Here is a 20,807-nt window from a genome sequence, read left to right as displayed (position 1 = left end):
CATAGCAATATGCCCAATGATCTTCTTTGGTTTATTATCCTCTTGCTGCCGAAGATTGTTTACCTTCGCAGAATTAATATCTTATCATGACTTTTGAAGATTTAAACCTGAATGCCCCGCTACTCAAGGCATTGGACGAGATGGGTTTTGTGCATCCTACTTCCATTCAGCAAAAGGCCTTTTCTGTAATTATGTCAGGAAAGGATGTATGCGGCATAGCCCAAACCGGAACCGGTAAAACTTATGCCTACTTATTACCTTGCTTGCGACAATTGGAATTTTCGAAAGACCGGTTTCCGCAAATGCTGGTGCTTGTACCTACGCGTGAGTTGGTGGCTCAGGTAGTAGAAGCGGCTATAAAATTAACCGCACATCGCTCGTTGATTGTGACCGGTGTGTATGGCGGCGTAAACATGAAACCACAGGTTACTGCTGTAGAGAATGGCGTAGATATTCTTGTGGCCACACCAGGCAGACTCTATGACCTGATCTTGAATGGAGCCTTAAAAACAAAATCAATAAAGAAATTTGTTATTGATGAGGTGGACGAGATGCTGAATCTTGGTTTCCGTTCGCAGCTCAAAAACATTATGGATTTGCTGCCGGAGAGAAGGCAGAATCTTATGTTCTCCGCCACTATTACCGAAGAGGTGGAACAAATGATCGAGCAATATTTCAACCTGCCTGTGCGTATTGAAGCAGCGCCCACGGGCACACCCTTGGAGAATATTAATCAGATTGCTTATGAAGTGCCTAACTTCTACACTAAAGTCAATCTCCTGGAATTGTTGCTCAACGAAAATGAAGATTTCTCAAAGGTGCTGGTCTTTACAGCTACTAAAAAATTAGCCGATGCATTGTATGAACAAATGCAAAGCCGCTTTCCGGAACAAGTGGGCGTCATACATAGCAATAAAGAACAGGCGCATCGATTTAATACCGTAAACCAATTTAAAGAAGGTACCTACCGCTTTATTATTGCTACAGATATTGTGGCACGCGGAATCGATATTGCTGAAGTAACGCACGTGATCAATTTTGACTTACCGGAAGTACCCGAAAACTACATTCACCGCATTGGTAGAACCGGTAGAGCAGATAAAAAAGGTATAGCTATAAGTTTTATCACCGAGCAGGAAAAGGAATACAAGCATAGCATTGAGTCGCTGATGAAATACGAAATTCCCATGCGACTGCTACCAGATCATCTGGAAATATCTACGGAACTAACAGAAGATGAAATTCCGAAAGTTATCGTGAAAGAGGTAAAAATAAAAATACCTAAGCGTGAAAATGTAGGCGCCTCTTTTCATGAAAAATCAGCTAAAAACAGCAAACAACCAGCGAAGCGTATAAGCCATAAAGATAAGATGATGGCCAAATACGGCAAGCCAAAATCGAGAGGAAAGAAACGTTAGAAAAAAGCTCCCCATGCTGATGGCATGGGGAGCTTTTTTTCAATTCAATTGCTCATCATTCATTGAAACTTCCGCCACCGAATGCGAAAGCTTGAAATATAGTACTCAGCGCTGTATTTCATCAAACATTAATTGCAAATATTCAACGCAAGAAAAAAGGCTTTCAGAATTGTATTCTGAAAGCCTTTACTGTTTGTGGTGTGAGCCGGGATCGAACCGGCGACACATGGATTTTCAGTCCATTGCTCTACCTACTGAGCTACCGCACCATAAATATCAAAGCGCCTTTCGGCTGATTGGAGTGCAAAGATACACAAGATTTTATTCCTGCCAAATTTTTGACTTGTCTTTTTTGACATATTTTTTTCCACTACTTGTCCACCCCTGATTTTTTCTCCGAATTAAACATTATTTTTGTTGCTCATTTTTATACCGATCTATTATGAGATTTATTGTTTCTTCATCTACACTGCTTAAAAACTTACAATTAGTAGGCGGCATCATCAGTTCCAATACCGTTATGCCTATCCTGGAAAACTTCTTGTTTGAACTGAAAGACAATACCCTGACCATTACCGGTTGTGACCTGGAGACGATGATCAAAACCAAGCTGGATGTACAGACTGAACTGGGAGGAGAAGACAATAACGGTAAGGTGTGCGTTACCTCTAAGATCCTGCTGGAATACCTGAAAAACCTGCCTGATCAGCCAATCACTTTTAATATCAATCCTAAGGATTATACTATCGAGATTTCCAGCAACTCTGGTAAATACAAAATCGGTGGCGAAAAAACGGATGAATATCCGAAAGAGCCTAACCCGGAAAATGCCAATACCCTTACCCTGCCTTCTATCAAACTGGTAGAGGCGATCAATAAAACAATCTTTGCAACCAGCAGCGATACCCTGCGCCCTGCAATGACCGGTGTATTCTTCGAAATGAACGAAAGCGACATCACTTTTGTAGCTACCGATGCACACCGACTGATCCGACTGGCTTATACAGATATTACCCCATCGGTTACCGGTAACTTTATTGTACCTAGAAAACCATTACAACAAATGAAGAACTGGTTGCCGAACGATGATTCTGCCATCTCTTTATCTTATACCGATACGCACCTGTTCATCAAAACCAATCATACCAGCCTGAACTGTCGCCTGATCGATGGTAAATACCCTCCTTACCGTGCGGTAATACCAGCTGAGAATCCATTTATGCTGACCATTAACCGTGTAGACCTGATCAATGCCCTGCGCCGTGTAAGCGTGTTTGCAGATAAGAGCACCAGCCAGGTAGTATTTGATATCGTAGGTAATACGGTAACCTTAAGTGCACAGTATACCGACTTCTCTTACGAGGGTAATGAAAAAATGACCTGCCAGTACAATGGTGAGGACATGAAGATCGCATTCAACGCGAAATTACTGGTAGAGATGCTGAACAATATCGAAGGCGAAGAAGTGGCCCTGGAACTGAGCATTCCTTCCAGAGCAGGTATTTTCAAACCTACTGAAAAAGTAGAGCAGGAAGATCTGCTGATGCTGCTGATGCCATTAATGGTGAATATCTAATTTCAATATATTGATATAAATAATAAAGCTCCTGTATCGTACAGGAGCTTTATTATTTTAACTGAAATCCACATTTAGTCAACTATTTCCTTCGTCCTTTTGTCCGGCAACAAAAGGACGAAAAATGCCTTTGTTTTCATCAAGGCAAAAGGTAGCCATGCGCTATACCCGAAATGACGGTTTCAATTTTGCTTAGCCCTCACCAGAGAGCAATACCTGCCAGGCATCATCTACCTTACCTTTGGCCAATAATTCTTTAGCATAAGTATGCAGTGCATTTTTCAGTGTCGACGGTTCAGAACGATAGTCTTTCAGGATCTCTATCAGGCGCTCATCGTTCTGCATATCAGCAACCACCGGTATGCTTGTACTGTTGCCCAGCAAACCCAGATCATTACCAGACAACACATCACTCTGTCTGATATGTAAAGGCAACTGGTCTATGCCCACACCTAACTTCAGGTTTGGCTTCGGCACTTCAAAGACACTCTCGCCTGAGGCACGGCAATAGTAATCCATACCCATACGGGCTACCAGGTCTATCTTATGCGGATCGATCTGTAACTGCTCGTCCAGGATGCGATCATTGATGTGCATTTTCACCACCTCACAAATGATCAGGTTGGCTGCACCACCCTCATCTCCCATCGATTTTACTTCCAGCACCTTACACTCCAGGCTCACCGGCGATTCTTTCACCCGGAAAGGCTTGACCAGCGTAGAGGCTACCGGGGTAAAGCCGGATTTGGTAAACTCATCTGTCCCTTTAGGATATTCGCAGCTGGATAAGCTCATCTGCTGCACCATATCATAACTCACCACATTGATCACCACCTCTTTGGTTGCGATCACATTCTCCAGCGTGTCTTTAATAGTATTGTCACGCACCCGGCGGGCCGGGGAAAATATACAGATCGGCGGTTTACTGCCGAAAACATTAAAAAAACTAAACGGAGACAGGTTGGCATTGCCTTCGCTGTCTATGGTACTGGCAAAACAAATAGGTCTCGGAGCTATACTGCCCAGCAAATATGCATGTAATTGTTTGGTACTGATGTCTTGTGGTAATATTTCCATTATTGGTATCTATAAGAGTGGCTAAGATAGGATAAAATATTATCCCTGCTGCATTTTATAACATAAATACAAGGGAAAATTTTAAAAAATTGCAGTACTTTGCAAGCACTAAAAATCAACCGTTTCTATATGTCTACTTTTGAGATCAGGGGAGGAAAACCCTTAAGTGGTACCATTGTACCCCAGGGAGCTAAAAATGAAGCCCTGCAAGTTTTATGCGCCGTTTTGCTCACCGAAGAAAAAGTTACCATCAGTAACATCCCGGATATCCTGGATGTAAATATGCTGATCGAACTTCTGGGTGACCTGGGCGTAAAAGTAGAACGCATCTCAGAAGATACTTATACATTCGAATCCGGTTCGGTAGATATCAATTTCCTGCAATCTGCGGAATACAAAAAGAAATCGGGCAAGTTAAGGGGCGCTGTAATGCTGGCTGGTCCTTTACTGGCACGCTTCGGTAAAACGTACCTGCCGCAACCCGGCGGAGATAAAATCGGTCGCCGCAGACTGGATACGCACATCATCGGTTTTGAACGTATGGGCGTGAGCTTCCATTATGATGCGGAACAAAAAGAATTTACCCTGGACGGGGCCTACCTGAGGGGTGCAGACCTTCTGCTGGAAGAGCCTTCTGTAACCGGCACAGCCAATATTGTAATGGCAGCGGTAATGGCCAAAGGGAAGACGACTATATACAATGCTGCCTGTGAACCTTATGTACAGCAACTTTGCCGTATGCTGAACAGCATGGGGGCAAAGATCGAAGGTATTGGTTCTAACTTATTACAGATTGAAGGGGTTGAAAAACTGAATGGCTGTGCGCACCGCCTGCTGGCAGATATGATCGAAGTAGGCTCTTTCATTGCCATGGCGGCAATGACCAGAAGCGAGATCACTATTAAGGATGCCGATGTGGCACACCTGGGTATCTTGCCGGAAACATTCCTCAAATTCGGAGTGGAACTGGAAATCAAAGGCAATGACATTATCGTTCTGGCACAGGACCAGTATACTATACGCCAGTTTATCGATGGTTCTGTACTGAACATTTACGATCATCCGTGGCCGGGACTGTCTCCCGATCTGCTGAGTGTAATACTGGTTATGGCAACACAGGCCAAAGGCACCGTGCTGATACACCAGAAGATGTTTGAAAGCCGTTTATTCTTTGTAGATAAGCTGATCGATATGGGTGCACAGATTGTATTGTGTGATCCGCACCGTGCAGTAGTGATCGGACTGAACCGTCAGACTGCCCTACGCGGTATACGCATGTCCTCACCGGACATCCGTGCGGGTGTGGCCCTGCTGATCGCAGCATTATCTGCAGAAGGTAAGAGTGTGATTGAAAATATTGAACAGATCGACAGAGGTTACCAGTTCATCGATAAACGCCTCCAGGCACTGGGAGCGGATATCAGAAGAGGTACTGCATAGTCATAGTCGGTATGCATATATTAAAAATGATTGCGGTGCAGGAATATTCCTGCACCGCAATCATTTTTAATTATATTTCTTATACTGAGTATCTGCTTAAAGGAATCAAAGTTTAGCATTATGATTTAAGTATCCTATATATCTTTTGCTACCTTTTGCCTTGATGCAAAAGGTACCGCCAAAAAATCATGGCTGTATAAATCCCTGGCTAAAAATCAATGTGTCGGTCGCAAACCAGACTCACTTCGTTCAGACAGTGGTTTCCGACTTTATCGACCGAGCCAATGATTTTATTAACGCCGGATTTATAAGGCCATTCTAAGCGATCTGTATTTGTACAGATCGCTTATTGTTTTCATCACAGCGATAGCCATTTTGGAGTGGAGCTGCGATCGTTGAGCACCGAACGGATCACACGTTAAGCTCAGACGATCAATGCACGCAACGGTACAAAATGGCGGTGCCCCGCAATCGCCTTGATGAAAACAAAGGCATTTTTGGTCCTTTTGTTGCCGGACAAAAGGACGAATAAAATAGTTGACCAATGCGGATAATCAGTATTCTTATTTTGATTTTTCTTTTTCGAATACTTGCAGAGACGCACAACATTCAGTTGCTGCAGCACAAAGCAACGCAAAAAGCATTACTCTTCTTACCTGAATCCACCAGAGGCTGCACCCAGCGCGCCAAATACAAATATAAGAATGTAAATACCAATTACAATCAGGGCCATGATGCCCATGAAACGGTACAAATTGCGCTGGTAACGGAATGCTTCTGTAATCTGCAACTCATTTTCGGTAAGTAAACCACTTTTCATTGATTTACCGAACTTGTATAAATACCATACCGGGAAGAAGTATAATATAGAAATACCAAGATACAGCATACCGAATAAGGTATAACCGATCGTTCTGAAGCTTGATACCTCACTGATGCGATTCATCATGATGCCGCCGCCCAGGATGATAAGCAGTGAGAAGAAGAGCATCAGTCCGATGCTGATAAATCCTAAAATAGCCAGAAAGTTGGTCCAGCGCACGGTCTGTCCCAGGTATGCCTTGCTGTTTTCATTGAGGCCTGATGAGGGAATAATACCCCCAGGAAGATGTTGTTCCATAGTTTTGTTCTTTTGTTTTTTTAAAGTGAAGGGCCAATATTACAAAAATTATTTAATTCTACTCACTTACTAGAGATAATATTGCATCAAAAAAGCGACTGTGTGCCACAGCCGCTTTTTTGATTATAAATTCATGACTACTATATTGCGCCCATACCAGCCATCAGGCCGCCGAACGTAAATAATAGAGCATAAAAGCCGATCATAATAATCAGCAGAATACCCATATAACGGTACAGATTACGCTGATGGCGAAAAGCCTGCATGACCTGTAGTTTATCTTCATAATAGAGACCCGACTTCATATACCGCGAGAACTGATACAAGCAGTAGATCGGATAAAAATAGACTCCCAGTATAATCACCCCGACCAATCCGCTACCTAAAGCACTACCGATCCCATAAGCCACACCTTCCGAATTGCCGCTGGCAAATCCGCTCAGCAAAATAGCCAGTAACGCAATTCCTGTAAAAATAAAACCCATAATGGCTATGAATTTGGTCCAGCGCACTGTCTGCAGCAGGTAACCTTGCGAAATATCATCCAGTCCTGAGTTTGAGAGTAAATCTTCTTTAATCTGTTGTTCCATTCTGTTTTTAGTATTTGTTTATTTTTATTTTGAGCAGTAAAGAATCTATTTACCTCAGCGGTGTTACGGTATACCCAGCCTGGCGCAACAAAGCCAGTACCCCACCCGGTCCGCCAAGGTGTCCGGCGCCTACCGCAAAGAACGTGCTTTTGTTTTTACCAATATCTGCTATACGCGCGATCCAGCGTTTATTACGGTTATCCAGTAGCTTATCCATACTCAGCATAGCATCATTCTCCGACTCTATGATACGGTATAAGGCTTCTACATCCTGCTTCAGGTAAGTAGCTACCATGCGCTGAAACAGTTCTGTATTCTGTTCTGTACGCCCGTCAATAATATCCAGTATATAGGGTTTGATCTTATCTTCCGGAATGCTGCTGAGGGCTGCCATCTGCTCATCTACAGTTTCCAGCCCCATGACCGGCATCTCATACTTCTTTGCAGAGTCTACCAGGTGTATCTCATATGCCGTAGCGGCATCGCAACCCAGGTCTCCATTAGAAAGGGTCAGTACCAGCCATATCGGTTTCAGCCGGTTATACATCTCCATACTCTGACCGGTATGTTCCTTGATATAAACACTTAAACGGCTGTATTCTTTAGGTGTAAAATAATCTTTCAGGGATTTATTACCTGTGTTGATGGAATGCTGGCTTACTTTAACTGCCAGCAGCGGATCATCCATATCCAGCTCCAGGCACAGCTGTTGGGCCCGGTGAAAATATTTCTGCATGGTATCAGTCCAGAAGTAATCTTCTTCACAAATCTGATGTATGGTGCCAAACAGGTAAGAAGGTTGTGCCAGTTCTTTACCACTGATCTTCCACAACAAAGAGGACTCCTGCGCACGCAGGTCCTGAGCTACTGACAACAGCAGCAGGCAACAGAAGGAAAGGAACCGCATCATGGGATATTAATTTGTACTAATATTAGTCTTTTTTGTCCGAAAAGAAAAATACATCTGCGCGAAATAACTGGTAATGGATAAGATGACCGTAGTCAGTGCCTGTGAAGGCGTGGCCCATAAGCCCAGGTAACCGGCAAAGAAATGCAGCAGACCGTAGTTGGCTACAATGCTGAACAGGGTAATCATTGCATAGCGAAACAGTTGAATACGTCCTTTGAGGTGTGATTGCTGAAACACTACATACTTATTCAGGATAAAACCCAACGGAAAGCTGAACAACAAAGCAAATACAAAAGCGGCAATATAGTGCGTCATGGTAAACGGTCCGCAATGTATCAGCTCGTCAGTAAATATAAAATTGTTCCCGATATAGAACATCACCAGGTTGAACAAGGCATTCCCGCCTCCGCATGCTGCATAACGAAAGGTTTGCACCGGGATAAACTTGTGCAGAAAAGGAAAATAAAAAAAGTCTATAACCTGTATAACAAGGTTCTTGGATCGGCCCAGCATTGAAAAATTTGTGCGCAAAGGTATACTTTTTTGTGTTATATCAAAGTGCCCCTGGCAGAAAAATGCGGCAAAAATCAACTGTTTTATTCGCCTAAAAGAACCTATTTTTGCAAACATCAAATTATACCTCCAAAACACATTTGTAGACTTATGCAAAGAGATACCGCTATTTTTGACCTGATCCAGGAAGAATTGCACCGCCAGCGCAGAGGACTGGAACTAATCGCCTCTGAAAACTTTACCAGCTTACAGGTAATGCAGGCAATGGGCAGCGTAATGACCAATAAATATGCCGAAGGCTATCCGGGCAAGCGTTATTACGGTGGTTGTGAAGTGGTAGACAAAAGCGAACAATTAGCAATCGATCGCCTGAAAGTGATCTTTAATATTGAATATGCCAATGTGCAGCCGCACAGTGGTGCACAGGCCAACATGGCGGTACAGGCAGCAATCCTGCAACCGGGCGATGCGATCCTGGGCCTGGACCTGAGCATGGGCGGTCACCTGACGCATGGCTCTCCGGTAGCCTTTTCCGGTAAGACTTATGTAGCGCATCATTATGGTGTGAAGAAAGAAGACGGACGTGTAGATTATGAAGCACTGGAGCAAAAAGCACTGGAAGTAAAACCTAAATTAATTATCTGTGGCGCATCTGCCTACAGCCGTGACTGGGATTATGCCCGCATCCGTGCCGTAGCTGATAAAATCGGTGCACTGGTAATGGCGGATATCGCCCACCCTGCCGGTCTGATTGCTGCAGGATTACTGAATTCTCCTTTCGATCACTGTCATTTTGTAACCTCTACTACCCACAAGACCCTGCGCGGACCTCGTGGCGGTATCATTATGATGAAGCATGATTTCGAAAATCCATGGGGACATAAAACACCTAAAGGCGAGATCAAGATGATGAGCAATCTCCTTGACCTGTCTGTATTCCCGGGCATCCAGGGCGGACCACTGGAGCACGTAATTGCGGCTAAAGCAGTTTCCTTCCACGAAATCCTGCAGGACGAATATAAAGTATATGCACAGCAGATGATCAAGAATGCACAGGCTATGTCTCAGGCCTTCCTGGAGAAAGGTTATGACCTGGTATCCGGCGGTACAGACAATCACCTGTTGCTGATCGACCTGCGCAACAAAAATATCTCTGGTAAGAAAGCGGAGAATACTCTGGTAAAAGCAGACATTACCCTGAATAAAAACATGGTACCGTTTGATGATAAATCACCGTTCATCACTTCGGGTATCCGTGTGGGTGTACCGGCGATCACTACCCGTGGTCTGAAAGAAAATGATATGCAGCAAGTGGTTAACTGGCTGGATCGCGTACTGATGCATGCCGATGATGAAACCGTTATCAGCACTGTAAGAGGTGAGGTAAATGAATTCATGAGTGGTTTCAGCATGTATCCTGAATTAGGATAATTACTACAGAATATTATATAAAATTTTAGGGCCGGTGCAATGCACCGGCCCTAAAATTTTATATAATACCACTTTCGAAAAATAATGACTTATCTCAGGGCACAAATTTTTCGATTGCTGAGGCTCCCTAAGCACCAACCCAAAAGGCTATCGCTGTGATAAAAACAATAAGCGATCCCATTGATTTTTAGCCAGGGATTTATACAGCCTTGATTTTTTGGCGCTACCTTTTGCATCAAGACAAAAGGTAGCTATTCGGAAAAGAATGAAACTAAACTATAATCAATTTAATATTATAACGCTTAACGGTATTCTTCTTTCAGCAAACCCATTACTATCTTATCGGTCAGCAAACCCTTGCTCAGTATGGCTCTGCGCAATACACCCTCGACAGAGAAGCCCATGTATTGTAATAGACGCAAGGCACGGGTATTGGTTGCCGCACAGGCAACTTCTACTTTCTGTAAACGCATGTCCTTAAAACCAAAGGGCAGCAATTGCCGTATGGCCTGCTGCATCAGTCCTTTTCCCTGTTCCGATGCTACTATCCAGAAACCCAGCTCGGCAATATTCAGGTCACGGTTCCAGTGCTGCAGGCTTACAATACCCACGGTGGCGCTACCTGAGCGCACTACCATAGTAAGTCCCTCCTGACGATAAGCTTCATCCTGTGTCTGTTGTATATATGCTGCCACATCTGCCTCGGACCTGCAATGCCCTACCCAATCGATCCATTGCTGCAGATACAGTTTATGCTCGCTGATGCAATGCCATAAAGCAGCAGTATGTCCGGTATCCAGGGGTTCGAGGCTGATGCCGTTTTGCATTTCGGTAATCTGCATTATTTAAACATTTTAAAAACCACATCCAGCAAACCGCGGGTAATGCTGCGCTGTGCCTGCTTTCCGGCTGCACTGTTCAGTATTTTATCCAGCACAGAAGGCTCCTCTTTAGCTGGTCTGCCATTCTTGGCCACGGTGTCCGGTTTCTTTACCTCAGCTTCCGTTACATTGGCTTCTATCTTGGCCTGCAGCAGTTCATAGGCACTTTCGCTATCGATCTCCTGGTTATATTTTGGTGCTAGTTTAGACTGCTCCACCAGCTGATCAATCTCCTGTTCACTCAGGATATCCATACGCGAATGCGGAGAACAGAGATAGGTCTGCACCAGCGGTGTCGGGATACCCTTCTCGTTCAGTAAGGTTACAAAAGCCTCTCCGATACCCATCTGGGTAAGGGTTTCATCGATCGTATAATAATTTGTTTCGGGATAGTTCTCCGCGGCCATTTTTATAGCCTTACGGTCATTGGCCGTAAAGGCGCGCAAGGCATGCTGTATCTTCAGACCCAGCTGGCTCAGTACCGATGCCGGTATATCCTGCGGATTCTGCGTACAGAAGATCACACCAACACCTTTAGAACGGATTAGTTTTACAATCGACTCGATCTGTTGCAACAGGTCTTTACTGGCTTCGTTAAAGATAAGGTGCGCCTCATCTACAAACATCACCAGTTTAGGCTGGTCCATATCGCCCTCTTCCGGAAGATTGGCATACAGTTCAGCCAACAGTTGTAACATAAAGGTAGAGAACAGCTTAGGCTTATCCTGTATATCCGTTACCCGTAAAATAGAGATCATGCCACGGCCATCATCGGATAGGCGCATCAGGTCATCGATCTCAAAACTCTTCTCTCCGAAAATATGATCAGCACCCTGGTTCTGCAGCTCGATCACCTTACGCAGGATCGTGCCCAGAGAGGCTTTTGAGATATTGCCATAAGACTGACTGATGGCATCATTACCCTCGTCCGATGCATATTGCAGCAACTTTACCAGGTCTTTCAGGTTCAGAATTGGTAAATGATTATCATCGGCATATTTAAACAGCATAGCCAGCAGGCCGGACTGGTTATCATTAAGGTCTAATACTTTAGAAAGCAATACTGCACCATATTCCGTAACAGTAGCGCGTAAACGGGTACCTTTCTCCTGGCTCAGAGACAGCAGTTCTACAGGGTAGGCACTGCCTTTCCACTCCAGCCCCATCGTTGCATAGCGCTCTTCAATGATTTTATTGCTGCTGCCTGTGGCGGCAATACCACTCAGGTCTCCTTTTATATCCATCATCAGTACCGACACAGAGGCATCACTCAGGCCCTCGGCCAGCATTTGCAGGGTTTTGGTCTTACCGGTTCCTGTAGCACCTGCAATCAGTCCATGACGATTCATGGTCTTTAACGGCACCTGAACAACAGCTTCCGGCACTACCGCGCCATCGAGCATACCTGCTCCCAGCCTGAAGGAGGAGCCTTTGAATGTGTATCCGTTATTAATGTCGGAGATGAAAGTATCTTTATTGGCCATGAGCTGTATTAATTTTAGCGATAAAAATTTAATGCCGAAAATTACCATTTTTTGTCTAATCGTATTTACTTTACACGGTGAAATTTTTTAATGTCCTAGAACGCTATAGAGTACCTCAGTTTTTGTTGCCGAACCGTTACCGGCAGCTGGAGACCTATAGCCCTGATGAAGCGGTGGAGGCCGAACCTGAGCTTGAAGCCCAGAAGAAGAATATATATTATACCGTATATGCTTTTGATGAAATTGCGGCGGACATCTTTAAAACCAAAGATGTAAAGGACTGCTTTATCAATTATGTTGATACCGATAAGATATTCTGGATCAATGTAGATGGTATACGCAAGAAAGAGGTACGCAAACTCTGCGGGCATTTTAATGTACATAACCTGCTGGTAAATGACATTGTGAGTGTGGGCCAGCGTGCCAAGACGGATGAGATAGACGAACACTTTTTCTGCCTGCTGCCTATGCTGACCTATAACGAGGAGCTGGGGATTGTAGAGAAGGAGCAGCTGAGCATATTGCTGGGGAAGAATTATGTAATGTCTTTCCAGACAGAACATCATAAAGATCCGTTCAACGGCATACGCCAGAAGCTGAAAAATAAGCTGGATGCCGTGCGCAAGAAAAGCGCCGATTACCTCTGCTACCTGCTGATCGATGCAGTAGTCGATGATTATTTTGAAGTACTGGAATCTCTCGCACACCGCTTAGAGGATCTGGAACACAGAGCTATATCGACCCGATCAAATAACAATATCCTGGTAGAGATCAGTAACCTGCGCAATGAGATTATGGTGATGCGTCGTGCCCTTACGCCGGTGCGTGACCTGGTATACTCTTTCTGGAAGTCGCAGTCGCCACTGATCGACAGCAGCAATGCACGTTTCTTTAAAGATATCTTTGACCATATCCTGCTCGCGATCGAGTACAATGAGAGTTATCGTGATATGACCATCAACCTGCAGGACCTGTATATGAACCAGGTCAATACGAAGATGAATGAGGTGATGAAGATCCTGACGGTGGTAACCGTATTGCTGGCCCCGGCTACGGTGATCGGTGGTATTTTCGGGATGAATTTTGAGCGCATTCCGATGCTGCATAATCAATTCGGGTTCTACCTCACTATCGTGCTTATGATGGCCGTTTCGGTAGGTATGCTGGTCTATTTCAAGAAAAAAGACTGGTTCTAAAAAGTATATCGGGATACACAAAAATGCGCTATATTTGCGCTCCCGGCTTCGTAGTACAATGGATAGTATAAGAGTTTCCGAAGCTCCAGATTCAAGTTCGATTCTTGACGAAGCCACTTATAAAAGAAAGCGCCCGCAAATTGCGGGCGCTTTCTTTTATAAGTGGCTTCGCATTGGTATAAGCCTGAGCTTATCATATTTCACTTTCTTTTAAACAATTAGTGCGTAGATTTATATCTGAAAGCAATCTGTATCAACCACTTAAGCTATTGTATATGATCTATCACCGCTTCAGAAAAGGAAAAGGATTCTGCTATACCGATGCAACAGGAATGAACGTCAAGGACCCGGCATTAAAGGCATTTTTCGCCTCGCTGGTTATACCTCCGGCATGGGAGAAAGTGAGTATCAATAGTTCGAAGCGGGCCAAGATACAGGCAACAGGTTATGATATCAAGGGGCGCAAACAATATATCTACAATCCTAAATTCCGTAAGCAACAGGACGATCAGAAGTTTGACCGCATCATTCGTTTTGCGGCGCAGCTGGAACATATGCGCCGGGTTACGGGACAGCATTTGCGTAAGCGCAAGCTGAGCCGCGAAAAGGTACTGGCGACTATGGTACGCCTGCTGGAAGCAGCATTCTTTCGCCCTGGCAATGAGTATTACCGCAAGGCAAACCAGAGTTATGGCCTCACGACCCTGCGCAGCAAGCACCTGGAGATCAGGGGTAATGAAATGATATTTACCTACCGCGGCAAATCGGGACAGGATCAGGAGAAGCATGTAGTTGATGCCAGACTGACCAAAATTGTACAGGAACTGGATGAGCTACCGGGTTACGAAATCTTCAGATACATTGACGATGAGGACAATATACACGATATCAGGAGTAATGACCTGAATGAGTATATACATGAGGTGATGGGCGAAGAATTCTCCGCAAAGGATTTCCGTACCTGGGCTGGCACGGTGATTGCAGCTATGGCCCTGGATGAGATCGGGGCCGTAGAACCTGAAGATCAGAAAAACCTGAAAAAGAATATTCGCGATGCCGTAATAACGGTGAGTGAGAAACTGGGCAATACACCGGCAATCGCCCGTAGTTCATATATTGATCCGAGGGTGATTACGCATTATACGCAAGGACGTACACTAGCCACAGTGCACCGGGCAGTACAAAAAATGATGCAAACAAATGAGCAGCTTTCTGTAGAAGAGCTCGGGGTTTTGTGTCTGCTGCAAAAAAGACTGGATACTACTACCCCGGCAGTTTAAACATTAGCCTTTACGCTTACGCTCGTATACCAGGTCTACCAGCATACCTAATGCATTTTTGATCTGATCCCGTCCTTTGGGCTGCGTAAGATCTATGCCGCAAAATGTTTTGGCATTGGTGGTATACATATTCAGATAGTATGCTCCGGAAATAAGTATAGCCATAGCTGCACGGAACTCTTCAGACTGTTCTTCGAAAAAGGGATCGGTGATATTGGCCATCAGCACTTCTCCGTTTGCTTCCCGCTCATCAGCAATCTTTTTCAGAGATTTGCGCTGCTCGGTAATGCCCCATAGTAATACCTTTTGCAGCTCTTTATTCTGTGCCACATAATCATACTGGCCCTGGATCATGTTCCGGGTAAAGGCTTGTCCGCCATCGCTCAGGTCGCCGGGACCATCATCTTCCGATACATTGCTCCAGAAATCAAGAGAGCGGATATACTCATCGATAAGTCCGTCGGTACCTCCGAAATAATTATAGATCAGTTTTTTATCCAGGCCCGCTACAGCGGCAATATCATTTACTTTCAGGGCCGCAAATCCTTTCGCCTTCAGTATCTTCCCTACAGCAGCAAGCAGTCTCTGTTTGCTTTTTTCCTTATTACGGACAACCGGCTTTTTGATGTCTTTATCCATGGTTGATTATTATTATGTACAAAAATAACCTATTTTAAGATCACCTTTTAGTGAGTTTTGCTATATTTGCACAATATTTGCTAAAATCTGCAACGTTTAAACAGGAAAAGATGAAAAAGCAACTGCTCCTCCTCCTTTTACTGGACTTATGCATGGCTTCTTCCTGCAATAACAACCAGGATTTTGCCTATAATGAGAAAATGACCAGTAACTTTTATTCCTGTAAAGAACGCCTGGATGATAAGCATTATAAATTGGCCAGGGGTGGCTTTGATTCAGAAAAAGAAGACCTCACCTCACACGAAATGGAGTTAAGGGATGCCAGGAATCTTGCGGAATATACCAATGAAACTAAAAATAAAGCCAGTACACTGGAACATAGCCATGAGGCTGATGCTTTCCATACCAATGTACTGACATATATGTCAGCAATCGCGGATGAGTATACGCCACTGCTGATCAAATATATAGAAGAGCAGGATACAAGTGCCCGCAAGGCAATACGGTTGCAATTGGAATCCAGGAGAGATGCATTACATGCATTGGAAGATAAATGCCAGGAACTGCAGATAGCATTTCTAAAAAAGGCCGGTATTAAAATTAATACAGAAAGTATACAACAGAATTAAAATTGTTTGCCGCTTACCCGGATCGCCGGGAGGAGCTTAATAGAGATGAAAACATATATTGTCCCCCTAAGTCTGGTCCTCTGCAGCTTTACCGCATCTGCACAAAAGCTCCATAAGCTGGACCGTTATATTGATCATATAGAGTCTTTTAACCAGGGCGTAGGGGCAATATCTGTATTTAAAGATGGCAAGCCGTTATACCAGCGCCGTTTCGGACAGTCAGCCCTGCCCCATAGCAAATGGAACAAGCATACGCTGTACCAGATAGGTTCCATCACCAAAGTATATACTGCTGTACTGATCTGGAAACTGATTGAAGCGGGCCAATTGACCCTGGATACCCGTCTGGACAGGTATCTGCCGCAAATGGCTAATGCAGACAAAATTACGATCAGGCACCTGCTGGAGCACTCCAGCGGTATCAGCCGTGATTACGACCATAAACCAGGCTGTACCAACTGGCTGATCGACAGTACAGCAAAACACGACGAAATTATTGCAGAAATTATACGCCAGGGTGTCGTATTTGAACCCGGCACAGCCGTAGCATATTCCAACTCGGCTTATTACCTGCTGAAATATATTATTGAACAGGAATACGGTGCATCATATGGGCAGATAGTGACGAAGAAATTAAGTAAACCCTATCACTTAATCGATTTTGCTACTGCCGATATGGACCCGGAAAATGTTTTCCCTTCTTACCAGTATGATTACAGTAAGTCTGCCTGGACCAGGATGCCGGATTATCAATACCGCAACATTATGGGTGTAGGTGATATATCGACTACTCCTGCACAACTGAATACATTCTTTCACCTACTCTTTTCAGGTAAGGTTCTGAAGCCAGAAAGTCTGCAACAGATGTTTCCAACAGCAACAGAAGATTTTGGCCGTAACCTGATGAGCATTCCGGTGTATAAACAGATGCTTTATGGTCATGCCGGAGATACCAAAGGTACCCATTCGCTGGTCATTTATGATACTGCAACTAAGATTGGTATTGCTATGGTCCTTAACGGGCAAAGATACCCGCACAATCAATTCTATATTGATGCATACCAGGCACTGTTCAGCGATAGCACGGCATTACCCTACTTTGTACAGGATACACAACTCAGGCAATATACCGGATTGTATACCAATGATTCTGTACAGCTGCAATTAAAACTATACATCGATCAGGAACATGGTCTATTGTGTGAAGATGTAGCAGAAGAGCTGGCTTACCCGCTTACGCCGGTTGCTGCCAATACTTTTAAGGTGCCTAAACTGGGCATTAGTATTGCAATCAAAGAAAACGAACTTTTTTTCACCCAAAACGGGATCAATATCACCCTGAAAAAGTAAAGGAGTAGATAAGCTTATCTACTCCTTTTTGATCCTGTGGATTTCTAATATTGATTCTAATCTTTCCAAGTCAGGAATACCATCAATATGTATGCCTCCAATTGCGTGTACCTGGTTCGAAGAACATTCAAAGCAGAATTTAGCAGTTCCGGTGATCGCGCCTTTCTTTCTGAAAATCAATATATCTCTGTATTTCCTGATACAAGCTGCTGCCGCCTGATTCTCTATCATGTCCGCCAGTAAAGAGTCTACAGCAGGGAACTTATTCGGGTGCAGCTTACGCATACGGTATCCCATATCATCTAAATAGGAGATAAATGCCGTATCACTTTCACTGCGCGGAACGTTATACATAAATATCATAAGCTTAAAAGAATCCTCAGGCGACCTGCGTGAATTATTAAAAATCCCGATAACACCTTCCTTATCCAGAAAATTCTGATAGTAATCGATTTCATCGTAATCGAAGAAATGTTTTACTTCTTTTTTCACTATATCAGATTCAGTCATTTTTTGTGCAGATCTGTCATTGCAGCTCAAAAGAAGTAAATACATGCTCAAAACAAAAAAGTATTTCATAAAGTGTCATTTTAATTACGGGTGGACTTCTTTAGTTTTAAAAATGATCATCTCCCCATCCTGCCACAATGGGGTAAAATATGTGTAAAATGATCCGTCTTGCTTCAATAGTTTAACCAGTTCCTTCAGCTCACAGACACCATATTGCACTGACCGATCTCTAAAAAAGCTACTGGCTGTCTCAAAATCGCCATACCACCGCTCATGGTTAAGCACATACCCCTTACGGTCGAAATAAACCATGGCAAGATTAGGAGCATTTTCATTCAGTGCTATAATCTGCGCGCCGGCAGGCACTCCAGCTTTTTTCAAATTAATAGCACCCTGCTTCATCCATTCTGCATGGTAATCATCAGAGAATCCTTTATACTGCCAGGACAGGCGCTGTTGTGTACTGATATAGCTCCAGCTGAGTAGTATTACAACTACGACTATTATACCCTTCTGCTGTGGTCTTGTTATGGCCCGTTGTCCGGAAACAATTACAAGCCTGTATGCCTGTAATACAATAAACGGCATAAAGATCGGGATGATGTAATAATCATGATCGAGAAACTGGCTGCCCATCAGAATAGACATCAACAATATTCCGGCTAACAATACCTGATTTAAAGAAAAGAAATATCGTGGCAAGACATATTGTTTACGATAGCGGTAATTATATACCAATATACCAACAATCAAAATATATGCAGGAATGATAAAATACTCTTTCAGCCATGTATTGGGAAAACGCTTTAACAGGAAGGCCCCGGCATCCCGGAGACTTATAGGGCGAATTGTCATCAGGAAAAGACTACTGTCATAAGTCTTATTCAAATAAGCATTGTATAAGTAACATGCAATAAGCACCGCTATAGACAATAGGACGGAAGCCAGATACCCTACATACTTTTTGAGTTCTTTATTGCAGTATAAACGATACACATCATAAGCTACAAAACCGATAAGATATATACCGGACGAAGTTTTGATCAGTGTAGCCAGTGTACATAAAATTAATGCAGCATACCGTTTCAATGGCTTTTGCTGCAACCAGCACTGCAGGTACAAACCCATACCTACTAACAGTATACTTACCGAAACGGTATCGGGCATATAGTTACAGGTGTAATTCAGAAAGCATGGAGACAACAGCAGTACCAGGGGAGGTAAAATCGCCAGCAGGAAATGCCGGGTAAATGTTGCTGCAATGCGATACACAAAAAAGAGGCATAACCCTACAATAAATGTATCCAACAATCGAAAAATAATACTGATATATGCTTTACCCAAAAGCTTAGCAATAAGTGCTGTTATATAGGCCTGTATAGGAAATTCGACACCTGTTATACCTCCTTTCGAAAATTGCGACAGCGTGCTGGGTTTGAAAAAATCCATCCCGTTCTCATAATAACCGTAAGCTAAAGCAAGACGATCGGACTGTGCCCATTCGTGGATACCATAAGGTAATTCGAACAGGAGTGACCTGAACTGCACCGCAAAAAAGATCAGCAGCAACAGTATAAATAACAATTCCTTCTTTTTAGTAGTCAGTGTGTCTGAGATATGGTTGATATCCAAAGTAATAAGGCTTATGTTTTACGATATTCGGGACTAAGATAATATGCGGATATGTAAATCGAAAGCTTTCACAGAGATACATTATTCCCAATCATCTATATCCTGTTGTGTATAAATGATTTTATGATCAGGATTTTTGCGGTAGTGTGGCTCCAGCGTTTCATAATATGCTCCTTCATCGGTAAGCCATTCGAGCTGACCATATAATATAGCCCTGTGTCTATGGTTCTCATCGGGATCGAGCAAGTACCGGGTATCATTCTCACAGCACTCACAACTATTTCTGTACACCGCTTCATAACCACATATATCACAATAAGACACCGTGCGAAACTGGTCAATCCAGTCATAGTCCAGACCGGGCATATTTAGGGGCAGGTGATTCAGCAGGGCACCATAGCCTACGACACTATTGTATATCCTTACACTCAGATCCGGTGGCTGCAGTTTCGGTAATTGTTTTTTGTCCAGGTGTATTTCCAGATGACGATATGTCCCCATATGATTCTTATCGCCAAAGTTCATGGCCACAACCTGGCTCCAGGAGAATGTTCGGCCATTATAACTAAACCCTTCCGGCAGCACCGTAACCAGCCCCCTTGCCTGCAGATAATGCTTGCGACAAGCCACATACTCCCAGCCATGATAGCGGACCATTCCCTTCTCGCCACAAGTCTCACAGACCTTCTCTGAGCGCTCTGTATATTTATTAATGACCTCATTATAGGTATAATCAGTATAAAAGCGCAGCGAAGCATACTTCTCTTTGATGCAGCTAACCTTACGGTCCCAACCCAGCTGATCCAGCTCACGGATCAGGTCCAGCACCAGTGGATACCAGGCGCGCGAAATCTGTAGTTTAATTCCGTTAAGCACGGCAAGCTTCTGTAAATCATAGTCATTGACAGACTCATCAATCACAAAATCTTCCAGTCGGGTACAGTATTTATTGGTATAATCGGCTGCTTCCTCATCGGTCGGTGCGCCAGGCATAGGATCGGTAACCGGACCATAATCCTGGTAATGATAATTGTCCACAGAACGAATCCTGCGGAAGATAAAGTATAAAGCCGCAACCAGCACCAGGAAACCACCGGTCAGTATATAAAGAGGAGTCATAATATTTTCTTG

Annotated in this window: 19 protein-coding genes and 2 tRNA genes; 9 read left to right on the top strand and 12 right to left on the bottom strand. The window is 43.8% G+C overall.

What is annotated here, in order from left to right; genetic code table 11:
* Window positions 1–86 precede the first annotated feature (86 nt).
* Complete coding sequence (locus EMP01_RS12625) at window positions 87–1,418, top strand: DEAD/DEAH box helicase (protein WP_129021913.1); 1,332 nt, start codon at window positions 87–89, stop codon at window positions 1,416–1,418.
* A 196-nt stretch (window positions 1,419–1,614) separates the two neighbouring features.
* Here EMP01_RS12625 and EMP01_RS12620 read toward each other — a convergent pair.
* A tRNA-Phe gene (locus EMP01_RS12620) sits at window positions 1,615–1,687 on the bottom strand.
* Between the two features lie 173 nt (window positions 1,688–1,860).
* On the opposite strand from EMP01_RS12620, the gene dnaN reads away from it, so the two are divergent.
* Window positions 1,861–2,994: a DNA polymerase III subunit beta gene (gene dnaN / locus EMP01_RS12615; protein WP_129021912.1), complete on the top strand. Its 1,134-nt coding sequence runs from the start codon at window positions 1,861–1,863 to the stop codon at window positions 2,992–2,994.
* Between the two features lie 192 nt (window positions 2,995–3,186).
* Here the strand turns inward: dnaN and EMP01_RS12610 are convergent, their stop codons facing one another.
* Window positions 3,187–4,071 (bottom strand): flavin reductase family protein, encoded by an 885-nt coding sequence (locus EMP01_RS12610; protein ID WP_129021911.1) that lies wholly within the window; start codon window positions 4,069–4,071, stop codon window positions 3,187–3,189.
* A 99-nt stretch (window positions 4,072–4,170) separates the two neighbouring features.
* On the opposite strand from EMP01_RS12610, the gene murA reads away from it, so the two are divergent.
* Complete coding sequence (murA, locus tag EMP01_RS12605) at window positions 4,171–5,511, top strand: UDP-N-acetylglucosamine 1-carboxyvinyltransferase (protein WP_237559536.1); 1,341 nt, start codon at window positions 4,171–4,173, stop codon at window positions 5,509–5,511.
* Window positions 5,512–6,163: 652 nt separating this feature from the next.
* Here murA and EMP01_RS12600 read toward each other — a convergent pair.
* From EMP01_RS12600 to EMP01_RS12585, 4 genes are all read right to left on the bottom strand, one after another.
* Window positions 6,164–6,631 carry a hypothetical protein gene (locus tag EMP01_RS12600; RefSeq protein ID WP_129021910.1) on the bottom strand — a complete coding sequence of 156 codons (468 nt, stop codon included), beginning with the start codon at window positions 6,629–6,631 and terminating at the stop codon, window positions 6,164–6,166.
* 140 nt (window positions 6,632–6,771) lie between these two features.
* Window positions 6,772–7,221 carry a hypothetical protein gene (locus EMP01_RS12595; protein ID WP_129021909.1) on the bottom strand — a complete coding sequence of 150 codons (450 nt, stop codon included), beginning with the start codon at window positions 7,219–7,221 and terminating at the stop codon, window positions 6,772–6,774.
* A 49-nt stretch (window positions 7,222–7,270) separates the two neighbouring features.
* The gene (locus EMP01_RS12590) at window positions 7,271–8,131 is read right to left on the bottom strand and encodes a TraB/GumN family protein (RefSeq protein ID WP_129021908.1); all 861 of its coding nucleotides are present in this window, start codon (window positions 8,129–8,131) and stop codon (window positions 7,271–7,273) included.
* Window positions 8,132–8,137: 6 nt separating this feature from the next.
* Window positions 8,138–8,662 (bottom strand): GtrA family protein, encoded by a 525-nt coding sequence (locus tag EMP01_RS12585; protein ID WP_161971334.1) that lies wholly within the window; start codon window positions 8,660–8,662, stop codon window positions 8,138–8,140.
* 132 nt (window positions 8,663–8,794) lie between these two features.
* Between EMP01_RS12585 and EMP01_RS12580 the strand changes: the two genes are divergently transcribed.
* On the top strand, window positions 8,795–10,075 hold the full coding sequence (locus EMP01_RS12580) for a serine hydroxymethyltransferase (RefSeq protein ID WP_129021906.1): 1,281 nt from the start codon (window positions 8,795–8,797) through the stop codon (window positions 10,073–10,075).
* 302 nt (window positions 10,076–10,377) lie between these two features.
* Here the strand turns inward: EMP01_RS12580 and EMP01_RS12575 are convergent, their stop codons facing one another.
* Window positions 10,378–10,917, bottom strand: coding sequence for a GNAT family N-acetyltransferase (locus EMP01_RS12575; protein WP_129021905.1), 540 nt, complete (start codon window positions 10,915–10,917; stop codon window positions 10,378–10,380).
* Window positions 10,917–12,440 carry a helicase HerA-like domain-containing protein gene (locus EMP01_RS12570; protein WP_129021904.1) on the bottom strand — a complete coding sequence of 508 codons (1,524 nt, stop codon included), beginning with the start codon at window positions 12,438–12,440 and terminating at the stop codon, window positions 10,917–10,919. Before EMP01_RS12570 ends, EMP01_RS12575 begins: the two co-directional genes overlap by 1 nt.
* Before the next feature lie 77 nt (window positions 12,441–12,517).
* On the opposite strand from EMP01_RS12570, the gene corA reads away from it, so the two are divergent.
* From corA to EMP01_RS12560, 3 genes are all read left to right on the top strand, one after another.
* Complete coding sequence (corA, locus tag EMP01_RS12565; protein WP_129021903.1) at window positions 12,518–13,636, top strand: magnesium/cobalt transporter CorA; 1,119 nt, start codon at window positions 12,518–12,520, stop codon at window positions 13,634–13,636.
* Between the two features lie 44 nt (window positions 13,637–13,680).
* Window positions 13,681–13,752, top strand: a tRNA-Arg gene (locus EMP01_RS15550).
* 105 nt (window positions 13,753–13,857) lie between these two features.
* On the top strand, window positions 13,858–14,916 hold the full coding sequence (locus EMP01_RS12560; protein ID WP_202616074.1) for a DNA topoisomerase IB: 1,059 nt from the start codon (window positions 13,858–13,860) through the stop codon (window positions 14,914–14,916).
* 3 nt (window positions 14,917–14,919) lie between these two features.
* Here EMP01_RS12560 and EMP01_RS12555 read toward each other — a convergent pair whose 3' ends face one another.
* On the bottom strand, window positions 14,920–15,555 hold the full coding sequence (locus EMP01_RS12555; protein WP_129021902.1) for a TetR/AcrR family transcriptional regulator: 636 nt from the start codon (window positions 15,553–15,555) through the stop codon (window positions 14,920–14,922).
* Window positions 15,556–15,665: 110 nt separating this feature from the next.
* On the opposite strand from EMP01_RS12555, the gene EMP01_RS12550 reads away from it, so the two are divergent.
* The gene (locus tag EMP01_RS12550) at window positions 15,666–16,184 is read left to right on the top strand and encodes a hypothetical protein (RefSeq protein ID WP_129021901.1); all 519 of its coding nucleotides are present in this window, start codon (window positions 15,666–15,668) and stop codon (window positions 16,182–16,184) included.
* A gap of 45 nt (window positions 16,185–16,229) precedes the next feature.
* A complete protein-coding gene (locus EMP01_RS12545) occupies window positions 16,230–17,534 on the top strand; it encodes a serine hydrolase domain-containing protein (RefSeq protein ID WP_129021900.1) in 1,305 nt (434 codons plus the stop codon).
* An 18-nt stretch (window positions 17,535–17,552) separates the two neighbouring features.
* On the opposite strand, the gene EMP01_RS12540 is transcribed toward EMP01_RS12545, so the two are convergent.
* The 3 genes from EMP01_RS12540 to EMP01_RS12530 all read right to left on the bottom strand — a co-directional run bounded on the left by EMP01_RS12540 (window position 17,553) and on the right by EMP01_RS12530 (window position 20,795).
* Window positions 17,553–18,113 (bottom strand): hypothetical protein, encoded by a 561-nt coding sequence (locus EMP01_RS12540; protein ID WP_129021899.1) that lies wholly within the window; start codon window positions 18,111–18,113, stop codon window positions 17,553–17,555.
* Window positions 18,114–18,128: 15 nt separating this feature from the next.
* Window positions 18,129–19,676 carry a hypothetical protein gene (locus EMP01_RS12535; protein ID WP_129021898.1) on the bottom strand — a complete coding sequence of 516 codons (1,548 nt, stop codon included), beginning with the start codon at window positions 19,674–19,676 and terminating at the stop codon, window positions 18,129–18,131.
* Window positions 19,677–19,757: 81 nt separating this feature from the next.
* Window positions 19,758–20,795 (bottom strand): hypothetical protein, encoded by a 1,038-nt coding sequence (locus EMP01_RS12530; RefSeq protein WP_129021897.1) that lies wholly within the window; start codon window positions 20,793–20,795, stop codon window positions 19,758–19,760.
* Between the last annotated feature and the right edge of the window lie 12 nt (window positions 20,796–20,807).

The organism is Edaphocola flava, assembly GCF_004118155.1.
GTDB lineage: Bacteria > Bacteroidota > Bacteroidia > Chitinophagales > Chitinophagaceae > Edaphocola > Edaphocola flava.
The sequence above is the reverse complement of the archived record's forward strand: the minus strand, read 5'-3'. Positions and strand labels throughout refer to the sequence as shown.